24 protein-coding genes are annotated in these 25,011 nt (G+C 71.8%); 10 read left to right on the plus strand and 14 right to left on the minus strand.

Annotated elements, in window-relative coordinates; all coding sequences use genetic code 11:
* Positions 1-36: 36 nt before the first annotated feature.
* Positions 37-2,529 carry a caspase family protein gene (locus AB0M30_RS16615; RefSeq protein WP_364584853.1) on the minus strand — a complete coding sequence of 831 codons (2,493 nt, stop codon included), beginning with the start codon at positions 2,527-2,529 and terminating at the stop codon, positions 37-39.
* Between the two features lie 57 nt (positions 2,530-2,586).
* Entirely contained in the window at positions 2,587-3,717 is a 1,131-nt protein-coding gene (locus tag AB0M30_RS16620; protein ID WP_364584855.1) for an erythromycin esterase family protein, read from the minus strand.
* A 31-nt stretch (positions 3,718-3,748) separates the two neighbouring features.
* On the opposite strand from AB0M30_RS16620, the gene AB0M30_RS16625 reads away from it, so the two are divergent.
* Positions 3,749-4,384 carry a TetR/AcrR family transcriptional regulator gene (locus tag AB0M30_RS16625; RefSeq protein ID WP_364584857.1) on the plus strand — a complete coding sequence of 212 codons (636 nt, stop codon included), beginning with the start codon at positions 3,749-3,751 and terminating at the stop codon, positions 4,382-4,384.
* Here the strand turns inward: AB0M30_RS16625 and AB0M30_RS16630 are convergent.
* The 3 genes from AB0M30_RS16630 to AB0M30_RS16640 are packed head-to-tail and all read right to left on the minus strand — an operon-like array spanning position 4,344 to position 8,548.
* Positions 4,344-4,820: a GNAT family N-acetyltransferase gene (locus AB0M30_RS16630; RefSeq protein WP_364584914.1), complete on the minus strand. Its 477-nt coding sequence runs from the start codon at positions 4,818-4,820 to the stop codon at positions 4,344-4,346. The two genes, AB0M30_RS16625 and AB0M30_RS16630, sit on opposite strands and share 41 nt — an antisense overlap.
* A complete protein-coding gene (gene recG, locus AB0M30_RS16635; protein WP_364584859.1) occupies positions 4,817-6,970 on the minus strand; it encodes an ATP-dependent DNA helicase RecG in 2,154 nt (717 codons plus the stop codon). Before recG ends, AB0M30_RS16630 begins: the two co-directional genes overlap by 4 nt.
* 3 nt (positions 6,971-6,973) lie before the next feature.
* Positions 6,974-8,548, minus strand: a complete 1,575-nt coding sequence (locus AB0M30_RS16640; RefSeq protein ID WP_364584861.1) for a DAK2 domain-containing protein — start codon at positions 8,546-8,548, stop codon at positions 6,974-6,976.
* Positions 8,549-8,681: 133 nt separating this feature from the next.
* Here AB0M30_RS16640 and rpmB point away from each other — a divergent pair, with 133 nt between their 5' ends.
* Complete coding sequence (rpmB, locus tag AB0M30_RS16645) at positions 8,682-8,873, plus strand: 50S ribosomal protein L28 (RefSeq protein ID WP_003091970.1); 192 nt, start codon at positions 8,682-8,684, stop codon at positions 8,871-8,873.
* A 154-nt stretch (positions 8,874-9,027) separates the two neighbouring features.
* Here the strand turns inward: rpmB and AB0M30_RS16650 are convergent, their stop codons facing one another.
* From AB0M30_RS16650 to AB0M30_RS16660, 3 genes are all read right to left on the minus strand, one after another.
* On the minus strand, positions 9,028-9,798 hold the full coding sequence (locus AB0M30_RS16650) for an alpha/beta hydrolase (RefSeq protein WP_364584863.1): 771 nt from the start codon (positions 9,796-9,798) through the stop codon (positions 9,028-9,030).
* 65 nt (positions 9,799-9,863) lie between these two features.
* Positions 9,864-10,541: a uracil-DNA glycosylase gene (locus tag AB0M30_RS16655; protein WP_360168945.1), complete on the minus strand. Its 678-nt coding sequence runs from the start codon at positions 10,539-10,541 to the stop codon at positions 9,864-9,866.
* 30 nt (positions 10,542-10,571) lie between these two features.
* Positions 10,572-11,102: a gamma carbonic anhydrase family protein gene (locus AB0M30_RS16660; protein ID WP_364584866.1), complete on the minus strand. Its 531-nt coding sequence runs from the start codon at positions 11,100-11,102 to the stop codon at positions 10,572-10,574.
* A gap of 32 nt (positions 11,103-11,134) precedes the next feature.
* Here AB0M30_RS16660 and AB0M30_RS16665 point away from each other — a divergent pair, with 32 nt between their 5' ends.
* Entirely contained in the window at positions 11,135-12,349 is a 1,215-nt protein-coding gene (locus AB0M30_RS16665; protein ID WP_364584868.1) for a glycoside hydrolase family 27 protein, read from the plus strand.
* Here the strand turns inward: AB0M30_RS16665 and AB0M30_RS16670 are convergent.
* On the minus strand, positions 12,336-12,815 hold the full coding sequence (locus AB0M30_RS16670; protein ID WP_364584870.1) for a GNAT family N-acetyltransferase: 480 nt from the start codon (positions 12,813-12,815) through the stop codon (positions 12,336-12,338). The two genes, AB0M30_RS16665 and AB0M30_RS16670, sit on opposite strands and share 14 nt — an antisense overlap.
* A 16-nt stretch (positions 12,816-12,831) precedes the next feature.
* On the minus strand, positions 12,832-13,788 hold the full coding sequence (locus AB0M30_RS16675; RefSeq protein ID WP_364584872.1) for a thiamine-phosphate kinase: 957 nt from the start codon (positions 13,786-13,788) through the stop codon (positions 12,832-12,834).
* Positions 13,789-13,925: 137 nt separating this feature from the next.
* Here AB0M30_RS16675 and AB0M30_RS16680 point away from each other — a divergent pair, with 137 nt between their 5' ends.
* Complete coding sequence (locus AB0M30_RS16680; RefSeq protein ID WP_103341116.1) at positions 13,926-14,159, plus strand: Lrp/AsnC ligand binding domain-containing protein; 234 nt, start codon at positions 13,926-13,928, stop codon at positions 14,157-14,159.
* Positions 14,160-14,225: 66 nt separating this feature from the next.
* Positions 14,226-14,762, plus strand: a complete 537-nt coding sequence (locus AB0M30_RS16685) for a DUF3515 domain-containing protein (RefSeq protein ID WP_364584874.1) — start codon at positions 14,226-14,228, stop codon at positions 14,760-14,762.
* Positions 14,763-14,789: 27 nt separating this feature from the next.
* On the opposite strand, the gene AB0M30_RS16690 is transcribed toward AB0M30_RS16685, so the two are convergent.
* Both AB0M30_RS16690 and AB0M30_RS16695 read right to left on the minus strand, forming a co-directional pair.
* Positions 14,790-15,884, minus strand: a complete 1,095-nt coding sequence (locus AB0M30_RS16690; RefSeq protein ID WP_364584876.1) for a D-alanine--D-alanine ligase family protein — start codon at positions 15,882-15,884, stop codon at positions 14,790-14,792.
* 945 nt (positions 15,885-16,829) lie between these two features.
* The gene (locus AB0M30_RS16695) at positions 16,830-18,194 is read right to left on the minus strand and encodes a PLP-dependent aminotransferase family protein (protein ID WP_364584878.1); all 1,365 of its coding nucleotides are present in this window, start codon (positions 18,192-18,194) and stop codon (positions 16,830-16,832) included.
* 85 nt (positions 18,195-18,279) lie between these two features.
* Between AB0M30_RS16695 and AB0M30_RS16700 the strand changes: the two genes are divergently transcribed.
* On the plus strand, positions 18,280-18,936 hold the full coding sequence (locus tag AB0M30_RS16700; RefSeq protein ID WP_364584880.1) for a pyridoxamine 5'-phosphate oxidase family protein: 657 nt from the start codon (positions 18,280-18,282) through the stop codon (positions 18,934-18,936).
* Here the strand turns inward: AB0M30_RS16700 and AB0M30_RS16705 are convergent.
* A complete protein-coding gene (locus AB0M30_RS16705) occupies positions 18,908-20,329 on the minus strand; it encodes a HAMP domain-containing sensor histidine kinase (RefSeq protein ID WP_364584882.1) in 1,422 nt (473 codons plus the stop codon). The genes AB0M30_RS16700 and AB0M30_RS16705 overlap by 29 nt on opposite strands.
* A complete protein-coding gene (locus tag AB0M30_RS16710) occupies positions 20,326-21,039 on the minus strand; it encodes a response regulator transcription factor (protein WP_364584884.1) in 714 nt (237 codons plus the stop codon). The genes AB0M30_RS16705 and AB0M30_RS16710 overlap by 4 nt, the downstream gene beginning before the upstream one ends.
* 147 nt (positions 21,040-21,186) lie before the next feature.
* Between AB0M30_RS16710 and AB0M30_RS16715 the strand changes: the two genes are divergently transcribed.
* From AB0M30_RS16715 to AB0M30_RS16730, 4 genes are all read left to right on the plus strand, one after another.
* Positions 21,187-22,533 (plus strand): ferredoxin reductase family protein, encoded by a 1,347-nt coding sequence (locus AB0M30_RS16715; protein WP_364584886.1) that lies wholly within the window; start codon positions 21,187-21,189, stop codon positions 22,531-22,533.
* 12 nt (positions 22,534-22,545) lie between these two features.
* Positions 22,546-23,049: an FMN-binding protein gene (locus AB0M30_RS16720; RefSeq protein WP_364584888.1), complete on the plus strand. Its 504-nt coding sequence runs from the start codon at positions 22,546-22,548 to the stop codon at positions 23,047-23,049.
* Positions 23,046-23,786, plus strand: a complete 741-nt coding sequence (locus tag AB0M30_RS16725; RefSeq protein ID WP_364584890.1) for an FAD:protein FMN transferase — start codon at positions 23,046-23,048, stop codon at positions 23,784-23,786. Before AB0M30_RS16720 ends, AB0M30_RS16725 begins: the two co-directional genes overlap by 4 nt.
* Positions 23,787-23,997: 211 nt before the next feature.
* On the plus strand, positions 23,998-25,011 hold a 1,014-nt coding region (locus AB0M30_RS16730; protein WP_364584892.1), incomplete at its 3' end, for a hypothetical protein.

The raw sequence follows: 25,011 nt of genomic DNA on the forward strand, positions 1-25,011 counted from the left end.
ATCGTCGTGGTACCCCGGCGCTGCCCGGACGACAACTCAGGACTGTCGCCCGTTCGGCTGATTCCGCGCCCGGACGGCCAGGACGACGGTGTCGGCGGCCAGCAACACGAGGGCCACCACGGCGATCAGCTGCCCGCCCAGCGCCAGGGAACTCGCCTCCACGACGGAGGCGAACGTCGGTGCCAGCACGCCGAGCAGCCCGGCGGTCCCCGTGGCCAGCACGGCGCAGCCGACGGGGCTCGGGCGAAGCGCCATGGCGACGACCGGCACGGACACGGCCAGCAGAGCGCCGAGCAGGAAGTAGGCGGTCGCCCGGCCGGCGTCGCTGGAGTCGTAGGTGTTCAGGTCGACGAGCTGGATGATCCAGCCGATCGCGGCCGTCGCGCCGAGCCCGATCGCCGCCCACGCCGGCCAGCCGCGCACCGGCCCGGCGCCCAGTGCGACCGCGGGGTTCCGCCGGAGCGCCGCGAGCGCGCTCGCCCCCGCGACCAGCCAGGCGATGTGGGCGAGCAGTTCGAAGGTGTAGCCGGTTTTCAGCTCGGTGTCGCCGTTCTGCGACAGCGCGATCGCCTCGCCGAGGAAGCGCAGCAGCCCGAAGACCGCGGCGAGGCCGGTTCCGAACAACAGTGCGGGACCGGTCGACGACCTCGTCCGCGGCGTCAGCGTCAGGATTCCGGCGACCAAGGCGCACGCGGCCACGATCAGGACGGCGGACTCCATGCCGGGCCGGTACTGGGTCAAGGAATAGCCGTAGCGGTAGTCCAGCGACAGCCCGGCCACCGCGAACACCACGCCGGCGATCGCGACGACCCCGGCGAACCCGCCCACCGGATCCATCGCCCCGGCCGGTTCCGTGGCCGGCCGGGCAGCGGGTACCGGAGCAGCCGCCGCAGGCCGCGCTTCCGCCGCGACGACCGGCTCGGGCCCGGAATCCGCCGCGAACCGCCCGGTCTGCTCGGCGGCCACCGAGCCGGGCGCAGCCGCCGCTGCGGGTTCGGGCGCAGCTCCCACCGCGCGCTCACGCTCGACCGCCGCTGCGGGCTCGGGCTCGACCGCCGTTGCAGGCTCGGGCACAGCCCCCACTGCGAGCTCGGGCTCGACCGCCGCCGCGGGCTCCGGCACCGCTCCCACTGCGGGCTCGAGTCCGGCCGCCGGTTTCGGGGCCGCCGGATCCGGCTCGGCCGCCGCAACCACCACTTCCGGCTCCGGCTCAGCCGCCGCTGCGGGCTCGGGCACAGCCGCCGATCCCGCGACCACCGCTTCCGGCTCGGCCTCCGAGACCACCGGCTCCGGTTCCACGACCGGCAGGGCCTCGACCTCCACCGCGACGACCACATCCCCGGTGGGCCCGCTCACCACGACCTTCCCCTGCCGCGTGCCGGACTCCCCCGCCGTGACCGACAGCTGCGCCCCACCCGGAACCTCCGCCACCGCGATCCACGGGTGCGAAGCCTCGAACCGCACCTCCCGCGCCACCGGCGGCCCCGAAACCCGCAACGACGCCGAAGCCCGCGCGCCCGCCGGTGCCGACAACCGCACCGAAGGCGCGTCCACCCGCACCACCGCGAACGACAACGCGTCCGAAGCCGCCGCGGCCACGTGCTCGATGTCCGTCGAGGCCATCGTCTTCAGCGCCTGGAACGCTCCCATCGCCACCGGCAGGTTGGCACTCGACAACCGGCGCCGCAGCTCGGCCACCGCGCCGAGCCTGGTGAACGGGTTCTCCGCCCCGATCGCCGCCGCCAGGTCGGGCGGGACCGCGGACGGCTTGATGCGCCGACGCCGGCTCTTCGCCAGGTACAGCTCTCCCTGCATCTCGATGTCGCGGCTCGGTGTCTGCTTCGGGTTGCGCTCGCGGACGCGGTCGAACAGGTACTCGTACAGCTCACCCAGGGCGATCCAGCCGTCCTCGTCGCGGTCCGCCTCGCCCGTGCGCAGGCCCTCCACCAGCGCCGACGTGAACACCGACGGCTGGGCCGGCTCGTCCGAGGCCAGCCTCGCGCCCTCGAACGCGTACTCGATCGAGTTGGACGCCGTGATGACCGCGCGCCCCCGGCCGCCGCGGAAGCTGTCGAGCACGTTCGCGTCGCCCGAAGCCCGGACCGCCACGCCCTGGCCGAACGCCCCGCCGTAACAGCAGTCCAGCAGCAGGACGATGCTGCGCGAACGGCTCTGCCGGATGCACTGCTGCACGAACTGGGCCGGGACCGCCGTCGACCGCAGGCGGTCGGGCCGGGTGTTGCGGGCCGCGAAGTACAGACCGCCCGAATCGTCCTTCAGGCCGTGGCACGAAAAGTGCATCAGGAGGACGTCGTCGGGCTTGCCCTCGAGACAGAGGTCCTCGATCTCCGCCTGGACGACGTGCGCGGTTTCGTTCCGCACGACGCAGACCTCGAAGTCGCTGATCGCCCGGTCGCCGAGCACCCCGGCCAGGGCGTCGGCGTCCGCCGCGGGGGAGCCCAGCCGCTGCAGCCCCGCGTTGTCGTACTCGCCGTTGGCGACGATCAGCGCCCGCCTCCGCCCGGCCATACCGGTAGGAAACGCCCATCCGCCCGTTACGGCAAGCAGCCGAACGGGCACACCTGTTCAGCGGTGGACCGGAAAAATCGTTTCCTGCTTCTCCAGGCAGACGACGGCGTCCCACGCGGCCGCGACGTCCACCGCGGGTGTCATGTGCGCGTGCCGGATGGCCGTCGCCGCCGGGTGCGCGACCACGCACGGCGCCCGATCCGCCAAGACCGCCTCCACGCTGCCTTCCGCCGGTTCCCCGAGGGGCTGCTCGAACATCCGGAACCCCAGCGGGAAAGCGGGATCGGCCGCCAGGCCGGTCGTCGTCCCCGAGACGGCGGTGAGCGCCAGCGCGAAGTAGCGCTCCCCCAGCTCGGCGGCCAGGAGCGTGCCCGCCGACGGCGCCGTCATGCCCGGCATCGGCGAGAACGGGATGCGCTGGAGGTGTCCGTTGTGGATCATCAGCACGATCTTCTCGCCGGGGAACCGCCGCCGCAGCAGCCGCACGGTGGCCGCCATGTACGTGTCCCGCGACGAGCTCTGCGGCTCGGGCGCGCGGCCCGCCGTGAGCGCGTCGAGCTCCCGCAGGTACAGGTCGACGCGCAGGGCACCCTCCGCGTGGTGCGCGGCGACGGCACCGTAACCGAGGGCCTCGACATGTCCTTTCAGGACGGTCAACGCGGTCGTCGCGGCATCCCGTGCCTCGAGACTCATCGCTGCGTACCGACCCGGTGCGACCGCGCTGCTCACCGACGCGTACGGCTCGCACGCGGAGAGCGCGTTGTCCACAAGGGACACGTTGGCCGGATCCACCCGCAGGACCTCCGCGCGCAGCGCCTGGAGCGCGGGCACCGGCGAGCCCGCCGAACTCGGCACGTCGAGCCCGGAGAACCGGACCCCGCGGCCGCGCAGCCAGGTCAGCATCTCGTGCACCTCCGCCGAGTCGCCGAGGCCGAACGTGAAGCCGTCCCGCGCGATGTCGGCGATCTCACCCGGGCCGCCCCGCAGCCACGCGTCGACCAGGTGCCCCTCCGCGAAGCCGCTCTCGAACCCGAGCACCGTGAACCCGCGCTCGGTGACGAGGTGGCGCAGGAGTCGGTCGCGCAGCACGCCGAACTCGCGGATGTGATGGTTGTTCTCGCCGATGGCGACGACCTCGGCGTCGCCGATCAGGTCGGCGATTTCGGCAACGGCGACGGTTCCTGGCATACTGAGCACACTAACGCAACAGGAGTAGCAGTTGGCAACCGAGATTTCCGGGACGAAGCGTCCGGGCGGCCGCACCGAGCGGACCCGCCTCGCCGCGCTCGACGCCACCCTCGAGCTGCTCGGCGAACGGGGGTACGCGGAGCTGACCGTCGAGGCGGTCGCCGAACGCTCCGGCGTGCACAAGACGACGCTGTACCGCCGCTGGGAGTCCGCCGAAGGCCTGGTCGCGGCCGCCCTGCTGCTGGGCGCCGAGCAGGAGTGGGCGGTGCCGGACACCGGTTCCCTCGAAGGCGATCTGCGCGCGATCAACCTCGAGCTGGTGCGCTACTTCACCACGCCGGGCGAACGCGAGCTGCCCACGGCGTCGATCTCGGCGGCGTTCCTCTCCCCCCGCGCGGCCGACGCCCTGCGCGAGTTCTACGTCGACCGCCACGCCCGTTCGGCGGCCGCCGTGACCCGGGCGATCGACCGCGGCGAAGTCCCGCCCGGCACCGATCCGGTGGAGCCGGTGCGCGTGGCGTGCGGGCCGATCTTCTACCGCCTGTTCGTGTCCCGGGAGGGCGTGACACCGGCGGACGCGGGAATCGCCGCGGCAGCGGCCGCGGCGGCCGCCAAAGCCGGCGTGTTCACGGCAACGGGCGGCGGAACCGCATCTCCTCCAGGGTGACGCGCCCGTCGTCGATCGTCTCCGCCTGGCGGGCGCCGTCGTCCACCCAGCCCTGCCGGACGTAGAAGGCCTTCGCCCGCTCGTTCGTCGCGAGCACCCACAGGACCGCGCTGTCGCCGGAAAGCTCGTCGACGACCCGGTCGTGCAGCGTCCGGCCGAGACCTCGTCCCCAGAACTCCGGCAGCAGGTAGAGCGCGTATAGCTGCGAAGGCCCGAAGGCGGCGAAGCCCGCGACGACACCGTCTTCCTCGAGGACCAGCACCTGCCCGGAGCCCTCACCGATGCGCCGGGCCCACGACGCCGCGCGCGAAGAAGCCGACAGGCGCGCGAGGAAGTCCTCCGGGATCAGGCCCGCGTACGCCGCCTGCCAGGACCGCACGTGGATCTCGCCGATCGCCGGGGCGTCGGCCACCGTGGCGGCGCGGACGGTGCTCAGCTCTTCTCCAGGTACTCCGCGCGCTCGACGTCGACGACGTCGGCGACCATCTGCGCCAGGCCGCGGTACTTCGTCAGCTCCGGGTCCTGCGTGACGAGCTCCTGCGCCAGGGCCCGGGACGCGGCGATCACGTCCTCGTCCCGCAGCAGCGAAAGCAGCTTGAGCGTGGACCGCTTCCCGGACTGCGCGGCGCCGAGGATGTCGCCTTCGCGGCGCAGTTCGAGGTCCAAACGGGACAGCTCGAAGCCGTCGGTGGTCGATTCGACCGCCGCCAGCCGCTCGCGCGTCGCCGTGCCGTCGAGGGTTTCGGTGACCAGCAGGCACAGCCCCGGCACGCTGCCCCGGCCGACGCGGCCGCGCAGCTGGTGCAGCTGGCTGACGCCGAACCGGTCGGCGTCCATGATCACCATCGCCGTCGCGTTCGGCACGTTCACGCCGACCTCGATCACCGTGGTCGCGACGAGGACGTCGAGCTCTCCGGCCGAGAACGCGCGCATCACCGCGTCCTTGCCGTCGGGGGGCATCCGGCCGTGCAGCACGTCGATCTTCAGGCCCTGCAGCGGACCGTGCGCCAGCTCGGGCGCGACCTCCAGGACCGCCAGCGGCGGCCGCTTGTCGCTCTTGTCCGACGGCGGCTCGTCGCCGATCCGCGGGCACACGACGTACGCCTGGTGGCCCTTGCCGACCTCTTCGCGCACGCGCTGCCAGATCCGCTCGAACCAGGCGGGTTTCTCGGCGACCGGCACGACCGTGGTGGCGATCGGCGACCGCCCGACCGGCATCTCGCGCAGCGCCGAGACTTCCAGGTCGCCGTACACGGTCATGGCGACCGTGCGCGGGATCGGCGTCGCGGTCATGACGAGCACGTGCGGGCTGGTGTCGCCGGCGCCGCGGGTGCGCAGCGCGTCCCGCTGCTCGACGCCGAAGCGGTGCTGCTCGTCGACGACGGCGAGGCCGAGGTCGGCGAATTCGACGTGGTCCTGGATCAGCGCGTGCGTGCCGACGACGATGCCCGCCTCGCCGCTGACGATCTCCAGCAAGGACTTCTTGCGCTCCTTCGCGCCCATCGACCCGGTGAGCAGCGTGACGCGGGTGGCGTTTTCCGCCGCGCCCAGCTCGCCCCCCTGACCGAGGTCGCCGAGCATCTCCCGCAGCGAGCGCGCGTGTTGCGCGGCCAGGACCTCGGTCGGCGCCAGCATCGCGGCCTGCCGCCCGTTGTCGACGACCTGCAGCATCGCCCGCAGCGCCACGACCGTCTTGCCCGAGCCGACCTCGCCCTGGAGCAGCCGGTTCATCGGGTGCTCCGTGGCCAGGTCCGCGGCGATCTCGTCGCCGATCCCCCGCTGGCCCGCGGTGAGGTCGAAGGGCAGCCGCTTGTCGAAGGCGTCCATGAGCCCGCCGCTGACGTGCGGGTTGGCCTTCGCCGGGCGTGAGATGGCCGAGTGGCGCCGCTGCGCGAAGATCAGCTGGACGGCCATGGCTTCGTCCCACTTGAGCCGCTTCTTCGACGCCTCCAGGTGCGCCCAGTTCTCCGGGCGGTGGATGCCGCGCAGGGCGTTGTCGAGGTCGGCCAGCTTGTGCAGCCGCCGCAGCTCGGCGGGCATCGGGTCGTCGTCGACCTCGAGGACGTCGAGGACCTGGCGCACGCACTTGGCGATCGACCAGGTCGGCATGCCCTGTGCCGCCGGGTACACCGGGATGATCGCGGCGAGGAAGTTGTCCATCGCCTCGGCTTCGTTTTCGGCGTCGAACAGCTCGTACTCGGGGTTGGTCAGCTGCAGCGTGTCGCGGAAGGCGGACACCTTGCCGGCGAACAGGCCCGTCTTGCCGGGGACGAGGTCCTTCTCGCGCCAGGCCTGGTTGAAGAACGCGCAGGTCAGCCGGCGTTTCCCGTCGGTGATAACCATGTCGATGATGGTCCCGTTGCGTGCCTTCATCCGCCGCTTGCTCACCTTTTCGATGCGCGCCAGCACGGTGGCGTGCTCGCCGAGCTCGAGACCGGCGATGTCGGTGAGCTCGCCGCGCTCGGCGTAGCGGCGCGGGTAGTGGCGCAGCAGGTCGCTGACCGTCTCGATGTCCAGCGACGTGGCGAGCGCCTTCGCCGTCTTGGCACCCAGCAGCAACGGCAGCTTGTCGCGCAGTCCGGCCATCCGCTATTCGACTCCCATCAGCAGCACGGCGTCCGCCTGGCCACTGGCGTAGCCGGCCATCTCCACCTCCGGGTGCTCCACCCGCAGCTGCTCCGCGAGCTCCTCGGCGACCCCCGGCGGGGCCGCCGCCCCGCTCAGCACCGTCACCAGTTCCCCACCGAGCGCGAGCATCCGGTTCAGCACCTTCATCGCGGCCGCGACCAGGTTCGTCTCGGACGCGGGCGCGGGCTCGATCAGCACCACTTCGTCGTCGACCAGGCCGACCACGTCGCCGGACTGGGCCCGGCCCACCCAGGTTAGCGACTCCTCCTGCGCGATCCGCAGTTCGCCACGCCTGGTCGCGGCGGCCGCTTCGGCCATCGCGACGACGTCGTCGTTCGTGCGGCGCCCGGCGTCGTGCACGGCGAGGGCGGCCAGCACCTGCACCGGCGAGGCGCACGGGATGACCACGACGTCCCGGTCGGCGGCCATCGCGTGCCCGGCCGCCGTGTCGGCGGCGGCGGTGAGGGCGACGCTGCCCGGCAGCACGGTCACGTGGCGCCCGGCGGCCTCGTTGAGCAGGCCGATCATGTCCTCGACACTCGGCGTCCCGCCCTCGGGCACGGCCAGCACCGGGATGCTCTCGGCGCGCAGCAGCTCGGCCAGCGCCCCGCCGTGGACGACGGCGACGACCGTGCGATCGATCCCGCCGCCGGGCTCGATCGGGGTCGGTGTGACCAGCGGCTCGACCCGGATCTTGCGCGGGCGGCCGAGCGCGAGCCCGGCCTCGATGGCGGCGCCGATGTCGGCGCAGTGGACGTGCACGGCGTGGCTGCCCGAGCCGTCGCCGGCCACCGTGACGCTGTCGCCGAGCCCGCTGAGCTCCTTGCGCAGGGTCGGCAGGCTCGCCTCGTCGACGCCGTCCAGGAGGTACATGACCTCCCAGGCGTAGGCCTCGGGGGTTTCGGTGCGGACTTCGAGCGCGTGCTCCTGTTCGAGCGGCGCGCCGGTCAGCACGCCGACCAGCGCGTCGAGCACGGCGACGAGACCGCGTGCCCCGGCGTCGACGACCCCGGCCCTGGCCAGCGCGGGCAGTTGCTCCGGCGTCTTCTCGAGGGCGTGCGCGGCCTCTTTCGCGGCCTTCGCCGCGATGTCACCCAAGGAACTCGTGTCACCCCGGACGGCGAGGGCGACGGAATGCAGGACGGTCAGGATGGTCCCGGCGACCGGGCGGCTGACGGCGCCGGTGGCGACCTCGTCGGCGTGGCCCAGCGCCCGGGCCAGCCACGGGCCGTCCAGGTCGCCTTCGGCGCGATCGGCGAGCCCGCGCACGACCTGGGAAAGGATCACGCCGGAGTTGCCCTTCGCGGAGGCGACCGCGCCCCGCGCGAGGATCTTCAGCGCTTCCGCGGCGTTTTCCGGCTCGGCGGCGGCGAGTTCGGCGGCCGCGCCGGTCATCGTGAAGAGCATGTTGGAGCCGGTGTCGGAGTCGGCCACGGGATAGACGTTGATCTCGTCGATGGCCGGGCGCAGGCTCGCCAGGCTGTGCACACAGCCCGCTGCCCAGGCCGACACCGCCGCCGCGTCCAGCACCCGCACCCGTAACCTCCTGACCGGTCCTCGGGCAGCGTATCGACCCGGTGCCGGGGCCTGGGAAAGCAGTAGTTACTATGGTCGAGTTGCCCAGTCCGTCTGGGCTCATCTCTATGACCCAGATCCAAAGGAGTTCGACGTGGCTGCCGTGTGCGACGTCTGTGGCAAGGGACCCGGCTTCGGCAAGTCGGTCTCGCACTCCCACCGCCGTACCAACCGCCGGTGGAACCCGAACATCCAGACCGTCCACGCCAAGGTGGGTGTGTCCCAGCGCAAGCGCCTGAACGTGTGCACCTCGTGCATCAAGGCGGGCAAGGTCGTTCGCGGCTGAGGCGAGAAGAGTTCGAATGGCGGGTGCTCCTCGGAGCACCCGCCATTTTCATGCCTCCACCCGCTCGCGCGCGGCCGGCAAGTGCCGCGAATGACTCATTCGGGACGTCGGAGATCCCGAATGAGTCATTCGCGACCTTCCTGGCCGCTTCAGCTCACTTCAGGAAGTCCGTCAGCAGCGGCTTGAGCGTCTCCGGGAACTGCAGGACGCCGTGATCCTGCCCGTCCAGCGTCTCGTGACGAGCGCCCGGGACCGCCGCGGCCGCCGCGCGGGCGCCCGACTGGAGCGCCTCGTCGCTCGCGCCGCCGCCGATCACCAGCGTCGGTGCCGTGATGCGAGCCAGGTTCTCCGTGCGCGGGCGAGCCTCCGGGCCGCAGATCGTCAGGTCGTACGGGAGCGTGTGCGCCAGCGCCGTGAACCAGCCCCAGACCGGGGCCTGCTTCATCCCCTCGATCATCTCCGCCGGCGTGCCCGCGACCTTCAGGAACGTCGCCACCGCGCCGTCGCGGTCCCCCGCCGCGAGCCGGGCGCGCACGTCGGCCACGACGTCGGCCCGCGGGTGCTCGTCGGTCGCGTACGGCGGCTCGTACGCCACCACGCGATCGATCGGGAGACCGGCCGCGGCCGCCTCCAAGGCCAGGACCGCGCCCGAGGAGTGGCCGAACACCGACGCCGTCCCGCCGACCTCGGCGATCAGCGCCGCGATGTCCTCGATCTCCCGCTCCACCGCGTACTCGGCCGAGTCGCCGGAGTCACCGCGGCCGCGCCGGTCGTAGACGATCGTCGTGAAGTCGCCGGCCAGGACCTCGGCCAGGCCCACCGTGGTCGTCCGGTCGTTGAACGCGCCGCCGACCAGGATCACCGGCGGGCCGTCCCCGCGCTGCTCGAAGAAGATGCTCGTGCCGTCGGCCGAAGTGACGTTCATGGTGTGTCCTCCAAGGTTCCTTTACCCCCTGGTCGGAGCCGTCACACCGATCCGGACACCAACCTTCAGGGAAGTTTCCAGTCCACCGGCGCCGCGCCCTGCTGCTCCAGGAGCTGGTTGGCCCGGCTGAACGGGCGCGACCCGAAGAAGCCGTTGTGCGCCGAGAGCGGGCTCGGGTGCGCCGACTCGATGCACGGCACCTCACCGAGCATCGGGCGCAGGTTGCGGGCGTTGCGGCCCCACAGGATCGCCACCATCGGCTCCGACCGGGCCGCGAGGGCCTTGATCGCCTGCTCGGTGACCTCTTCCCAGCCCTTGCCCTGGTGCGAGTTCGACTTCCCCGGCTGCACGGTCAGCGCCCTGTTGAGCAGCAGCACGCCCTGGTCGGCCCACGGCGTCAGGTCGCCGTTGGACGGCAGCGGGTGGCCGAGGTCTTCGGTGTACTCCTTGTAGATGTTGACCAGGCTCTTCGGGATCGGCCGGACGTCCGGCGCCACCGAGAAGCTCAGGCCCACCGCGTGCCCGGGCGTCGGGTACGGGTCCTGCCCGACGATCAGCACGCGCACGTCGTGGAACGGCTGCTGGAACGCCCGCAGCACGTGTTCACCCGCCGGCAGGTAGGTGCGGCCCGCGGCGATCTCCGCGCGGAGGAACTCCCCCATCGCGGTGACCTGCGGCGCCACCGGTTCGAGGGCTTTCGCCCAGCCTGCCTCGACGATGTCCTGCAACGGTCGTGCGGTCACGGCGCGCAAGCCTACCGGGCGTGGCCGGCGTCACCCGAGCGGGTCGAGCCGCCTCAGCTCGGTCCGGAACCGCTGCGCCCGCCGGACGTAGGAATCGACGACGAGGGCGATGTTCTCCGCGCTGAACGACTTGTTCTCACGCGTCTTACCCGGCACGCCCAGCGCGATCTCGCCGGTCTTGACGTGGGCGCCGTACGACAGCACCGCGCCCGCGCCGACCATGCCGCCGTCCTCGATCACCGAGCCGTTCAGCACCACCGCACCGGACGCGATCAGGCAGCCGGTGCCGATCGTCGCGCCTTCGACGTGCACCGCGTGCCCGATCGCCGACGACGGCCCGAGGATCGTCGGGTGGCGTTCGGTGCAGTGCAGGACGCAGCCGTCCTGGACGTTCGAACGCTCGCCGATCTCGATGTACCCGTGGTCGCCGCGCAGGACCGTCTGCGGCCACACCGACGCGTGCGCGCCGATCCGGACGTCGCCGATCACCGTCGCGTCGGGGTGGACGTAGGCGTCGGGGTGGATCGTCGGCTCGAGCGAACCGAGTGCGTAGATGGCCATGCCGCCTCCGGGTGACCGCGGTTTCACTTCCCGTGCGATTGGATCACGCCATCGCCGCGAACCGGAACGCCAGTACCGGGAGCACCGGACTCGTGCTCCTGCTCGTCGTGCTGACCTGGCTGCTCAGCCTGCCGGTGGTCTCGCCCGCGCTGGCGAACGGCCTCGCCGGCACCCCGCCGATGGGCTGGAACAGCTGGAACCAGGTCCGCTGCCACGACCTCACCGAGGACGTCGTGAAGCAGGCGGCCGACGCGCTCGCCGCCACCGGCCTGCGTGACGCGGGTTACCACTACGTCGTCGTCGACGACTGCTGGCAGGCGCCCACGCGCGCCGCGGACGGCTCACTACGGCCGGATCCGGCGCGGTTCCCGCACGGGATCGCCGACCTCGCCGACTACGTGCACTCCCGCGGCCTGCTGTTCGGCATCTACGCCGTCCCCGGGAGCCGGACATGCGCCATGGCGAACGACGCCTACCCCGCCACCGGCATCGGCTCGCTCGGCCACGAGCGCCAGGACGCCGAGACGTTCGACCGCTGGGGCGTGGACTACCTCAAGTACGACTGGTGCAACGCCGACACCGTCGACGGCCTCGACCGGAAGGCCGCGTTCGAGAAGATGCGCGACGAACTGGCCGCGCTGCCCCGCCCGATCGTCTACGCGATCTCCGAGTACGGCGTCTCCAGCCCGTGGACCTGGGCGCGGCCGGTGGCGAACCTCTGGCGCACCACCTACGACCTGGTCCCGACCTGGGACTCGGTGCTCGCGACGATCGACCAGCAGGCCGGCGTCGCCGCCCACAGCGGCTCGCCCGGCGGCTGGAACGACCCGGACATGCTGCAGGTCGGCAACGGCACGCTGACCGCCGACGAGGCCCGCGCGCACTTCAGCGTCTGGGCCGTGCTGAACGCGCCGCTGTTCGCCGGCACCGACCCGGCGAAGCTCAGCGACAGCGACCTCGCGACGCTGGGCAACGCCGAGGCCATCGCCGTCGACCAGGACTTCGCGGGCAGTCAGGGGCGGCAGCTCGACGCGGGCCCCGGCTACCAGGTGTGGGGAAAACCGTTGAGCGACGGCGGTTTCGCGGTGGTGCTGCTCAACACCGGCAGCACCACCGCGACCGTCTCCGCTTCGATTCCCGGCCGCTGGCAGGTCCGCGATCTCTGGGCCCACCGGGACACCGGCACCGACGTGGCGGCGTCCCTGCGGCCCCACGCGGCGGCCCTGCTGAAGCTCACGCCGAGGTGAGGTCCTTGCCGAAGCAACGGCTTTCCGCCTCGTTCTTGTAGACGCCGAACTTCGGGATCTCGGCGTAGCCCGACGAGGTGTAGAGCGCGATGGCCTCGGGCTGCTTCGTCCCGGTTTCCAGGATCGCGCGCTTGCGGCCGCACAACGCCGCCGTGCGCTCCAGTTCGGACAGGATCATCCGCGCGAACCCGCGGCCGCGGGCGGAGTCGGCGACGTACATCCGCTTGAACTCGGCGTCGCCGTCCTGGAAGTCGGGCTCGGGGCCGTCGTGGGCGCGCCACGCGCCGCAGGCGACCGCTTCCTCGCCCTGGTAGCCGACGAGGAACACGCCCTGGGGCGGATCGAAGTCCGCGGGGCTCAGCGGAGTGGCGTCCTCGCTGCCGTAGCGCTCGATGTACACCTGCTGCACCGCGGTCATGAGCTTGGCCGCGTCGGGGTGGTCGTAGGGGACCGGAACGATTCTCACGCTTCCGGAGCCTAGATCAGCGCCAGTGCGTCCATCCGCCTTCTCGGGTAAACGGTTTCCCGTCGACGGTGATCCCGGAGCCGGCCATGGTGACGACGCCGATCGTGCGCCAGCCGTCCGGGAGCTCGGTGAACGGCGGGAAGGTGGCCGCCAGGGCGTGATCCTCGCCGCCGGTGAGGACCCAGGTGAGGGGATCCGCGCCGAGGGCGGCGCCGACCTCGGTGAGCCGGGCGGGGATGTCGAGGTCGGCGGTGCGGACGTCGATGCCGACGTCGGAGGCCTCGCCGATGTGGCCCAGGTCGGCGAGCAGGCCGTCGGAGACGTCGATCATCGCCGTGGCCCCGGCCAGCGCGGCGCGCGGCCCGGCTTCGTAGGGCGGTTCCGGGCAGCGCTGGGCGTTGACGACGCCGACCGGGGACCGGAAGCCGCGGCCCAGCACGGCCAGGCCGGCCGCGGCCCAGCCGAGCCGCCCGTTCACCGCGACGACGTCACCGGGCCGGGCGCCCGAGCGCGTCACCGGCTCGCGGTCGCCGAGGTCACCGAGGGCCGTGACGCTGATCACGAGCTGGTCGGCACGGACCATGTCGCCGCCGGAGACGCCGATGCCGGCGCGCTCGGCCTCGGCCCACATACCGTCGGTGAGCGCCTTCACCACCTCGCTCGACGTGTCGGGCGGGCAGGCCAGCCCGACCAGGACGGTGGTCGGGGTCGCGCCCATGGCGGCGATGTCGGCCAGGTTGACCGCGACGGCCTTGCGCCCCACGTGCTCGGGCGTGGACCAGTCGAGCCGGAAGTGGACGCCCTGTACGAGGACGTCGGTGCTGGCGACCACCCGGCCGTCCGGGGCGGCGACGACGGCGGCGTCGTCGCCGGGACCGAGCAGCGTGCCCGGGGGCTGGCGCCGTCCTTCGGTGACGGCGCGGATGAGCGCGAACTCCCCGGTCTCGGCGACCGTTCCGTCGTTCGGTGACACCGGTCACCTCTGTCTTTCTCTACCGGGACAAAGATCGATCACCGATAGTCGGATGCCCTATGTTTTTCCGTGAGCTGGCGATACGTTGCTGATGACGTTCCTACCTTGAGCTTTCGATCCCGACGAAAGGGCGCGCCGTGGTCCACGCATACATCCTCATCCAGACCGAGGTCGGCAAGGCGGCCGCGGTGGCTGCCGAGATCTCCAGCATCCCGGGTGTCACCAGCTCGGAGGATGTCACCGGACCGTACGACGTGATCGTCCGCGCGGACGCCGACAGCGTCGACCAGCTGGGCCAGCTCGTGGTCGCGAAGGTGCAGAACGTGGAAGGCATCACCCGGACGCTGACCTGCCCGGTCGTCCATCTCTGAGCAGTGTCATTCCTGGAGGGACGACCCCCCAGACCCCCGAACCGATCGCAGTGGTGTAGTGGTCCGGTGCCAGACTCCGACACCGGTGCACCGCCCCGAGTGGTGCTCGTCACCGCGGCCGCGCTCGCCGTGGCCTTGGCGGTCGCCGTCGCCGTGTTCGCCCTGACCCGGCCGTCCCCTTCGGACTCCGCGGGACCGCTGCCGCTGGTCTCCGTGCCGGCGCCGTTCGCGGGCTCGCCGGGGTGCACGACGCTGCTGGGCGCGGTGCCCACGGAACTGACGTCCAACGGGACTTCTCTGAAGGTGCGGGCGTTGGCGGCCCCGGCGCCGCCCGCGACGGTGGCCTGGGGTTCCACGGACCCTGTGGTGTTGCGCTGCGGCCTCGACCGCCCCCCGGAGCTGACGCCGACGGCGCAGCTGCGGCTGGTGAACAAGGTGCAGTGGCTGCAGGTGCCGGGCGAGGGCGCGTCGACGTGGTACGTGGTGGACCGCGAGGTCTACGCGGCGCTGACGGTGCCGGACAGCGCCGGGACCGGGCCGCTGCAGGCCGTTTCGGACACGGTGGCCGCGAAGCTGGCGCCGCAGCCGCTGCGGTTCGGTTAGCTTTCGGTCAGGTTTGGTCGGGTCCGGTCAGCGCAGGCCGGTTCCGCGGGCGATCGCCGTCTCGATGAGGGTGGTCAGCAGCGTCGCGTAGTCCATGCCGGTGACCTCCCACATCTTCGGGTAGGCGGACTTCGTCGTGAAGCCCGGCATGGTGTTGACCTCGTTGATGATCAGCTCGTGGTTTTCGGTGACGAAGAAGTCGACGCGGGCCAGGCCCTGGCAGTCCAGCGCCCGGAACGCTTCGACGGCCATCGCGCGGAGCTTCTCGGTGAGGGCGTCGTCGAGCTTGGCGGGGATGTCGAGTTCGGCGTCGTCGCCGAGGTACTTGGTTTCGAAGTCGTACCAGGCGTTCTCGTCCTCGGAGAGCACGCGGATCTCGGCGGGCAGCGAAGCTTCGACGCGGCCGTCGGGGAATTCGAGGACACCGCACTCGACCTCCCGCCCGACGACGGCGGCCTCGACGAGCACCTTGGGATCGGTGGCGCGGGCGAGCTCGATGGCGGCGTCCAGCTCATCCCAGCCGGCGACGCGCGAGATGCCCACGGAGCTTCCGGCCCGGGAGGGCTTGACGAACACGGGCAGCCCGAGCTTGGTTTTTTGGTGTTCGTCCAAACTGGACTGCCCCCGCCTCAGGGCGGCGTAGGTCCCGACCGGAAGCCCTTCGGCGGCGAGGAGTTTCTTGGCGGTTTCCTTGTCCATGGCGGCGGCGCTGGCGAGGACCCCGGGCCCGACGTAGGGGATCCCGGCGAGTTCGAGGAGGCCCTGGATGGTGCCGTCTTCGCCGAAGGCCCCGTGCAGCACGGGGAAGACGACATCGACACGGGAAAGCAATTCGCTTTCCCGCCCGGCTTCGACGGCGACGAGCCCTTGGCTGGACGGATCCCCGGCGAGGACGAGGCCTTGGCCGTCTTCGACGGAGGGCAGTTCCCGGCCGCGGATGGCGAGCTGAGCGGAGTCCCCGGAGCCGAGCACCCACCGGCCCTCGCGCGTGATCCCGACCGGGACGGCCTCGAACCGCTCGGGATCGAGGTGGCCCAGGACGCTGCCGGCGGACAGGCACGAGATGGTGTGCTCGCTACTGCGCCCACCGAACACGACGGCCACCCGGATCTTCTCGCTCATGGTGAGCCACCGTACCCGGTGACCTCGCGGAACAGCCGAGCCCGGTGCGCCGGACGGCCCGCTCCACGCGGCGAACGCAACCGGTGATGGCTTTGGCACGTCCGGTGTGTCGAGGGGCTGGTGGGTCCGGTTGGGCCGGGTTCGCTGGGCCGGGTTCGCTGGGCCGGGTTCGCCGGGCCGGGTTCACAGGCCGAGTCCGCCACGCCGGGTTCGCCGGGCCCGGGGTCGCTGGGCCACGTTCGCCGAGCCGGGTTCGCCAGGCCCCGACCGCCAAACCGGGTTCGCCGGCCCGGGTTCGCCGGCCCAGTCCGCCGGGCCTGGTTCGCCGGCCCGGGTTCGCCGGGCCTGGTTCGCCGGCCCGGGTTCGCCGGGCCTGGTTCGCCGGCCCGGGTTCGCCGGCCCAGTCCGCCGGGCCTGGTTCGCCGACCTGGGTTCGCTAGACCCCGACCGCCAAGCCGGGCTCGCCGACCTGGGTTCGCCAGACCCAGTCCGCCGAGCCGGGTTCGCCAAGCCGGGTTCGCCGGGCCAGGGTTCACTGGCCCGGTTCGCCAGCTCACGTTCGCTCAACCGAGTTCGCTGAGCCCAGTCCGTCAGCCCAGACCACCAAGCCGGGATTGCCCAACCACGAACCCCGAGCCAAATTCGCCCAGCCACACTCCCCGAGCCAGATTTTCCCAGCCACGAAACCCCAGCCGGGTTCGCCCACCCACACTCCCCAAACCGGGACCACCGGACCACGCCCACCCAGCCACATCCGCCCAGCGAACAAACGCCCACCCAAAGCCGCCCGAACCCACCACCAGCCCCACCCGGCCCAGAAACAGAACCCGCCCTCCCAGGGGGAACCACCACCACATTGACCGTATCGCCCCCAACCCACACCAGAGCCGGAAAAACCCCGCCCCCACCAAGGTTGTCCCCATCACGACCCGCTTGTGGACAACCTCACCGCAACAGCCCCACCAGCACCGGCAAAGCCGCCACCAGAGCCTCCCGCGAACAGCCCGCGTACCCGATCGCCACCCCGTGCGCGGAAGGCGGCCCGGCGAAATGCCGCGCCAGCCCATCCAGCCGGATCCCCCGCCGCTCGGCCGCCGCGATCACCGACGCCTCCACCGAAGCCGACGAAAACGGCACCACCAGGTGCGCCCCGGCATCGTCCCCCCGCACCGGCACCCCCGCGGCCGACAAAGCCCCCGCCAGCAACGTGCGCCGCTCCGCCATCTCGCGGCGGAGTTTGCGCAGGTGACGGCCCAGATCCCCGTTTCGCGCGAATTCGTACAACACCCGCTGCCCTGCCGGTGACGGCCGCGTCCCGGTCAGGTCCCGATACGCCAGCACCGCCGAAGTGATCGCCTCCGGCGCCACCATCCAGCCCGCCCCCAGCGTCGGCGTGAGGATCTTCGACGTGGTCCCCAAATGCACCACGACGTCCGGCGCCAGCGAAGCCAGCATCGGCAGCGGCGCCACGTCGAACCGCAGTTCGCCGTCGTAGTCGTCCTCGATCACCAGCATCCCGGACGCACGCGCCCGCTCCACCAGCGAAACCCGCCGCGCCGCGCTCAGCCGGCTGCCCATCGGGTACTGGTGCGCCGGCGAGCAGTACACCGCCCGCGCATCGTCCGGAAGAGAATCCGGCCGCAACCCCTCGTCATCCACCGGCACGCCCACGACCCGCATCCCCGCCCGGAGGAACGCCTGTACCGCCCGCTGGTACCCCGGCTCTTCGACGGCGACGACGTCCCCGCGCTCCAGCACCGCCGCGGCCAGTTCGACCACCGCCGCCGTCGTGCCGCCGGTCGCCAGGACCGATCCCGCCGCCAGCCCGCGGTGGCGCAGGAGGTGCTCCGACACCGCCGCGCGGTACTCCGGCAGCCCCGCTCGGTGGGCGCGGATCAGCGGCTCGGGATCCGCCGCCGCCCGCCACGCGCGGCGCCAGGCCGCTCGGTCCAGTCCCGCCGCCCACGGTGTTCCCGGCCCGAGGTCGAGCAGCGGGGACGGCGAGACCTCGACCGCCGGGACCGCGGGCGCCGGGACCTCCGAAGCCGAAACCGAAGGCGGAGTCGTCACGTAGGTGCCGGAACCGTGCCGCCCGGCGATCCAGCCTTCCGCGTGCAGCTGCTCGTACGCCGCCGACGTCACCGTGCGGCTGACGCCGAGCCGGCCGGCCAGCGCCCGTGTCGAGGGCAGCCGGTCGCCGCCGCGCAGGTGACCGCTCGCCGCCGCTTCGCGCAGCGCGTCCGCCAATTGCACGGCCAGGGGCGTCACCGCCGCACGGTCGAGGCGGACCGGGAGCGCGGTATCGGACACGGGACCTCCCCGACGAGAGTGGACTTCCCAAGTGTACGAGAAGTGGCCGTTTTCCGAGGCCACTGTGCCGGGAGACGCTGGTCGCATGTTGTCGACCACGCCCCGCACCACGCTCGGCCGCAAGAAGCACCGCGCCGTGACCGACCGCTCCGCGCTGCACGCCGTCCTGGACGAAGGCCTGATCTGCCACCTCGGGATCGTCCGCGACGGCGTGCCGCTGGTCCTCCCGACCGGCTACGGCCGCGACGGCGACACGCTCTACCTCCACGGTTCGACCGGCGCCGCCAGCCTCCGCACCGCGGCGCACGGCCTCGACGTCTGCGTGACGGTGACGCTCCTCGACGGCATCGTCTACTCGCGCTCGGTGAACAACCACTCGATGAACTACCGCAGCGCCGTCATCCTCGGCCAGGCGAAGCCGGTCCTCGACGCCGAAGCGAAGATGCACGGCCTCAAGGTCCTCACCGACCACCTCGCACCCGGCTCGTGGGAGCACGCGCGCGAGGTCGACGCCAAGGAGTTCGCCGCGGTGACCGTGCTCGCGCTGGACCTCGCCGAGGCGTCGGTGAAGGTGCGCGCCGAGGGCCCGGACGACGAGCCCCGGGACGTCGAAGCGGACACCGCCTGGGCCGGGGTGCTGCCGGTGCGGACGGTCTTCGGCACGCCCGAGCCGTCCGCGGACCTCTCCCCCGGCTGGTCGGCACCGGAGCACGTCACCGCGCGAGCGGCAACCGCACGCTGAAGGTCGTCCGGCCCGGCGACGAAGCCACCGACACCGTGCCGCCGTGCGCGGCGACCAGGGACTGGACCACCGACAGCCCGAGCCCGGTGCCGCCGTTGCCGCGGGTGCGGGAGTCGTCGACGCGGAAGAACCGGTCGAAGATCCGCTCCTGATTCCCCACGGCGATGCCGGGGCCGGTGTCGGTGACCTGGACGACAGCCTCGCCGCCCGACACCGCCACCGAAACGTGCACCGACGTCCCGGGCGGGGTGTGCACGGCGGCGTTGGCCAGCAGGTTGTCCAAAACCTGACGCAGGCGCACGGGGTCGGCGTCCACGAAGGCCGCCGAAAGCGCCGAAGTCAGCGGGTGGTCCGGCCGGCCGGCGGCGAACGCGTCCGCCGCGTCCCCGGCCAGCTCGGCCAGGTCGACGCGCTCGGGCCGCAACGGCGTCTCGGCGGCCCGCGCGTCGAGCCGGGCCAGCAGCAGGAGGTCGTCGACGAGCACGGTCATCCGGGCCGTCTCCTCGCGGATCTTCGCCAGGTGCGCCTCCCGCTCCGCCGGCTCGTTCGCCGCGGCGTAGCGGAAGAGGTCGGCGTAGCCGCGGATCGACGTCAGCGGCGTCCGCAGCTCGTGCGAGGCGTCCGCGACGAACCGGCGCAGCCGCTCGTTCGCCTCGGTCTTCGCGGCGAACGAGGTGTCGATGTGGGCCAGCATCACGTTGAACGCCGTCCGCAGCTCTTCGACTTCGGCGCCGCCGCCGGTGCCCGCCGCGCGCGCCGGCAGGGCCGGGTTCGCGGTGAGGTCGTGGGCGGCGATGTCGTGCGCGGTGCCGGCCATGTCGGCCAGCGGGCGCAGGCCGCGGCGCAGCACCAGCCGTCCCACGACCACCAGCACGCCCAGCGCGAGCGCGAACGCGGCGACCTCCACCCAGATCAGCTGCTGGACCGTGCCGTCGAGGTCCTTCTGCGGCGCGGCGGACAGCAGCACCGAGTCGGTGTCGACCGGGCACGCCCGCACCCGGTACGGGCCGTCGTCACGCAGGTAGATGTTCCGGGTGACGTCGCCACCCACCGCGTCGGCGGCGATCTTCGCCAGCTGCTGGGCATCGCCCGGCAGCTTGCCGCCCGGCTCGGGGACGGCGACGCCGCCGGTGACCTTGTACAACGCCGAGTACCACGAGTACACCGACTGCGGTGAGCCGTGCGTCTCGCGCAGCTGGGGCAGCTGCGTGTTCTGGCTCTTGGACAGCTGCTCGTCGAGCCGCCGGTCGAGGTAGCCGTGCATGATCCCGACCGTCGTGACGCCGACGGCCGCGAACACCACCAGCGCGAGCGCGCCGAGGCCGAGGGTGATCCGGGTGCCCAGCCGGGTGCGCTGCCAGGCCCCGTACCACCGGCGGACCGCGCCTGTCACCGGTGAGCCTGCCGCACGACGTACCCGACGCCGCGCACGGTGTGGATCAGCGGCTCGCCGCCGCCGGCGTCGACCTTGCGCCGCAGGTGCGAAATGACCAGTTCGACCACATTGGACCGGCCGCCGAAGTCGTACTCCCAGACGTGGTCGAGGATCTGCGCCTTGGTCAGCACCGACGGCGAGCGGCGCATGAGGTAGCGCAGCAGCTCGTACTCGGTCGGCGTCAGCTCGGCCAGGACGTCGCCACGGCGGACCTCGCGGGTGTCCTCGTCCAGCGTCAGGTCGCCGACCCGCAGCACGGCGCCGCGCGCCTCGGGCTGGTGCGCGAGGCCGGCGCTGCGCCGCAGCACCGCCCGCAGCCGCGCCATCAGCTCCTCGACCGAAAACGGTTTCACGAGGTAGTCGTCACCCCCGCGGGTGAGCCCGGCGATCCGATCGGCCGTCGCGTCCTTGGCCGTGAGGAAGACCACGGGCACCGCGTTGCCGCCCGCCCGCAGGCGGTCGAGCACGGTGAAGCCGTCGAGGTCGGGCAGCATCAGGTCGAGCACGACGATGTCCGGCCCGAACTCCGCGGCCCGGCTCAGCGCGGCCTGCCCGGTGCCGGCCGTGACCGCCTGCCACCCCTCGTACCGGGCGACGGTGGCGACGAGGTCGGCGATGTGCGGCTCGTCGTCGACGACGAGCAGGCGCACCGGGTCGGGAGTCTGCACCCCTGCATCTTCTCCCGCCGCGGGCGCGCCGGGCGAGGCGAGGCGGCGGCCGACAGGAAGCCGACAGCCGGCACCCAGACTCGCCACAGGACGGGCGGCGAGGCTGGCCTTCGTGAACCGAACCGAAGGGGCATCCGTGTGAGGACCATGACGCAGACCGCCGAGGCCGCGCGCCCGGCGATCCGCCCCCGGATCGCCGCGAAATCCGGCCTCTTCCTCTTCCTCGGCGCCAACGTGGCCGCCGTCACCGTCCTGTTCGTGCAGGCCGGGGTTTCGCAGAACGTGCTGATCACGATCGGCAGGCTCGCCGGCCTGTACGGCGCGTTGGCGATGGCGTTCCAGCTGCTGCTGGTGGCCCGGCTGCCCTGGCTGGACCGCCGGCTCGGGATGGACCGGCTGACCACCTGGCACCGCTGGACCGGCTTCACGATCCTCTGGACCCTGCTGGCGCACCTGGTGTTCATCACCATGGGCTACGCGGAGGTCTCCAGCAAGGGCGTGGTCGACGAGCTGGTCGAGATGGCGAACACGCTCGAAGGGATCCTGCGGGCGCTGGTCGCCTTCGCCGTGATCCTCATCGTCGGCGCCGCCTCGGCGAAGTTCGCCCGCAAGCGGCTCGCCTACGAGACGTGGCACTTCATCCACCTCTACACCTACGCCGCGATCGTGCTGGCGTTCACGCACCAGATCGCGCTGGGCCAGTCGTTCGCCGGCTCGGAGCAGGCGAAGGCGTACTGGTGGACGCTCTGGCTCGCCGCCGGCGCCGCGGTGCTCGCCGGGCGCGTCGTGCTGCCGCTGTGGCGGAACCTGCGCCACCAGCTGCGCGTCACGGCGGTGGTTTCCGAGTCCCCGGACGTCGTTTCGGTGTACATGTCCGGCAAGCACCTGGACAAGATGCCGGCCAAGGCGGGGCAGTTCTTCCTGTGGCGGTTCCTGACGAAGGACCGTTGGTGGCAGGCCAATCCCTTCTCGCTGTCGGCCGCGCCGGACGGCCGTTCCCTGCGGCTGACGGCGAAGGCGCTCGGCGGTTCCAGTGCCGGGCTGCGCGACCTGCGCGTCGGGACGCGGGTGTTCGCCGAAGGCCCGTACGGCGCCTTCACGACGATCCACCAGCGGCGGCCCAACGCGCTGCTCGTGGCGGGCGGCGTCGGGATCACGCCGATCCGCGCGCTGCTGGAGGACATCGACGGCCACGTCGTCGTGCTGTACCGGGTGCGCAACCAGGCCGACGCGGTGCTGCTGCCGGAGCTGAACGAGCTGGCCAAGGCCCGGGGCGCCAGCGTCAGTGTCCTCACCGGACCGGACCAGGCGGTCGGGCCGCGCGGGGTGATGCTCGGGCCGGCGAACCTGCACATGATGGTGCCGGACGTGCACGAGCGGGACGTGTTCGTCTGCGGCCCGCCGGGGATGACTTCCGCCGTGCTGCGCAGCCTGCGCGAGCTGCGCGTGCCCAACGCCCAGGTCCACGCCGAACGTTTCAGCCTCGCGGCCTAGGGGGAAGTTGCTGTGAAGAAGACCATTTTCGTCGTCGCGCTGTCGATCGCCGGGTTCATCTCGGTCTGGCGGTTCGAGCCGGGGCCGGTCCAGAACACCGCCGCCATCGCGCAGGCGCCCCCGCCGATCGTCACCGCACCGCCCGCACCGGTCACCTCGGCACCGTCCACTTCGGCCGCGCCGCCGTCCTCGACCGCGGCCGCGCCGTCCACTTCGGAGACACCGTCCACTCGCGACAACCCGAACAAGACGGTGACCACCGAAGGCAGCGCCGAGACGAGCCGGTACGGCACCGTGCAGGTGCAGGTGACGTTCACCGGCTCGCGGATCGCCGTCATCACCCTGCTCCAGGCCCCGGACGGCGGCCGGTCCCTGACCGCTCTCCCGCGGCTGCAGGAAGAAGCGATCAAGGCGCAGAGCGCCGACATCGACACGGTGACCGGAGCCACCGAGACCAGCGAGTCGTACAAGACGTCCCTGCAGGCCGCGATCGACGCGAAGGCGAAGAAGCGATGACCACCCGCGTCGAACAGGTGATGGGCCTGCCGATCTCGCTCGACCTGCGTGACGAAGGCGACTTCGCCGAGGTCGTCGACGACATCTTCGCGTGGTTCCGCGACGTCGACGCCCGGTTCAGCCCGTTCAAGGACGACAGCGAGGTCAGCCGGTACGACCGCGGCGAGCTGACGGCCGCCGAACTCAGCGACGACCTCCTGGAGGTGCTGGAGCTCTGCGCGTACTACGAGCAGCTCTCCGGTGGCGCGTTCCGCGCGCGGCTGCCCGGCCGGGGACTCGACCCCTGCGCGGTGGTCAAGGGCTGGGCGGTCCAGCGCGCGGCAGACATGCTGAAGGCCGAGGGCGCGACGACGTTCTGCTTGAACGCGGGCGGCGACGTCGTCACCGCGGGCGAACCGCGGCCGGGCCGTCCGTGGCGGGTCGGGGTGCGCCACCCCGAGCAGCCCTTGGCCGTGTGCGCGGTCCTGGAGTCGCGCAACGGCGCGATCGCGACGTCGGCGGCCTACGAGCGCGGCTCCCACATCCTCGACGGCCGCTCCGGAACGCCGGCGACGGGCCTGATGAGCGTCACCGTGGTGGCCGGCGACCTGGTGACGGCGGACGCGCTGGCCACGGCGGCGTTCGCGATGGGCGCCGAGGGCATCACCTGGGCGGCCGACCGCCCGGACTGCGAGATCCTCATCGTCGACGACAGCCGCCGCGTGCACCGGACGGCGGGGCTGGCGCTGGCGTCGTGAATGGTCGCCACTTGAGCAATTCGGCGGTACGGTTGCCGCTGTCCGCATGAAACGGTGAGCCGATCGGTGACCGGCTGTCATAGCAGCCTCACCACATCGAGCGGTTGAATCCCGAGGCCCCTTTGGCATCATTGATGGTGGATGCCGAGCCGATTCAGCCGAGTATTTCCGAGGCCATTCCCATGGCAGCTCATTTCGGAAGGAACCATCGATGAAGATCGAACCGGGACGGACCTATCGATTCAGGAACAAGTCCGCCGAAAGATATTTGTCACCCCAGGCGCTCGCCGGCGACGAGGCCACCTCGGTGCAGATTCTCAACCGGCGCGACGGCGACGCCCAGGTTTGGCACGTGATGCCGCTCGACAACGATGCGGTGCTCATCGTCAACAAGGCTTGCGGGCGAGTGCTCTCCCCGAAGGCGTTCGACACCTCGGAAGCCACCACGCTGCAGATCCTCAACCTGCGCGATCGCGCCGAGAGGCGCGAGACCCAGACCTGGGTGTTCGAGGACGCGGGTGACGGTTTCCGGCTGCTGCGCGACTCCGTCGGCTTCCGCTGCGCGTCCCCGAAGGGATTCTCCGGGGCGGAAGCCAAGACCGTGCAGCTGCTCGACCTGCGTGACGACGAGCGCCGGAACACCCAGTGCTGGGCCATGGAGATGGTCGACGAAGAGAAGCGGATCACCGGGCTCGAGCCGGTCAAGGGTGACGACATCGGCGACGTGCCCCGGATGACCGGTTACCACGAGCCGCCCGACCGGGGACCCGAAGTCCTGGTCGGGCAGGCCGTGATCCCCTTCCCGATGGTGCGCGACGAGCGCGGTTCCTCCTGGCAGACCCGGCACAACCCGTACTACCTGCTGCGACGCTACGGCTTTTGGAAATTGGTCCTCTACTACGAGCATTCAGGCGCCATTCTCCGCGAAGAGCAGCACGAGATCTCGGTCGGGCTGACCACCAACAACGCCGCGACGATCGAGCACACCCTGGGTGTCTCCATCGGGGCCAACGCCGGCATCGACTGCAAAGGCGCCTCCGCCTCCATCCAGGCGAGCATGACTGCCGAGCTCAAGGTCACGCAGACATACTCCACGGAGACCAAGAACACCAGGACCGAGACGATCAAACGTAACTGTTCAGGCCATTTCGGTGTTCGTTGGCAGCCAAGGGTTTCCGGTGATGGCGTCACGCAGCGCGGTAATGATATGCAGGCCGTTTTTGCG

Source organism: Amycolatopsis sp. NPDC051716 (assembly GCF_040681595.1).
In the GTDB taxonomy this organism is placed as follows: Bacteria; Actinomycetota; Actinomycetes; order Mycobacteriales; family Pseudonocardiaceae; genus Amycolatopsis.

Bases quoted from the DNA above. Each gene is read 5' to 3' on its own strand.
- AB0M30_RS16650 (WP_364584863.1), bottom strand. From the start codon at position 9,798: ATGAACGTCACTTCGGCCGACGGCACGAGCATCTTCTTCGAGCAGCGC.
- AB0M30_RS16715 (WP_364584886.1), top strand. From the start codon at position 21,187: ATGACGCAGACCGCCGAGGCCGCGCGCCCGGCGATCCGCCCCCGGATC.
- AB0M30_RS16615 (WP_364584853.1), bottom strand. From the start codon at position 2,529: ATGGCCGGGCGGAGGCGGGCGCTGATCGTCGCCAACGGCGAGTACGAC.
- AB0M30_RS16725 (WP_364584890.1), top strand. From the start codon at position 23,046: ATGACCACCCGCGTCGAACAGGTGATGGGCCTGCCGATCTCGCTCGAC.
- AB0M30_RS16620 (WP_364584855.1), bottom strand. From the start codon at position 3,717: ATGCCAGGAACCGTCGCCGTTGCCGAAATCGCCGACCTGATCGGCGAC.
- recG (WP_364584859.1), bottom strand. From the start codon at position 6,970: ATGGCCGGACTGCGCGACAAGCTGCCGTTGCTGCTGGGTGCCAAGACG.
- AB0M30_RS16700 (WP_364584880.1), top strand. From the start codon at position 18,280: ATGTTGTCGACCACGCCCCGCACCACGCTCGGCCGCAAGAAGCACCGC.
- AB0M30_RS16690 (WP_364584876.1), bottom strand. From the start codon at position 15,884: ATGAGCGAGAAGATCCGGGTGGCCGTCGTGTTCGGTGGGCGCAGTAGC.
- AB0M30_RS16660 (WP_364584866.1), bottom strand. From the start codon at position 11,102: ATGGCCATCTACGCACTCGGTTCGCTCGAGCCGACGATCCACCCCGAC.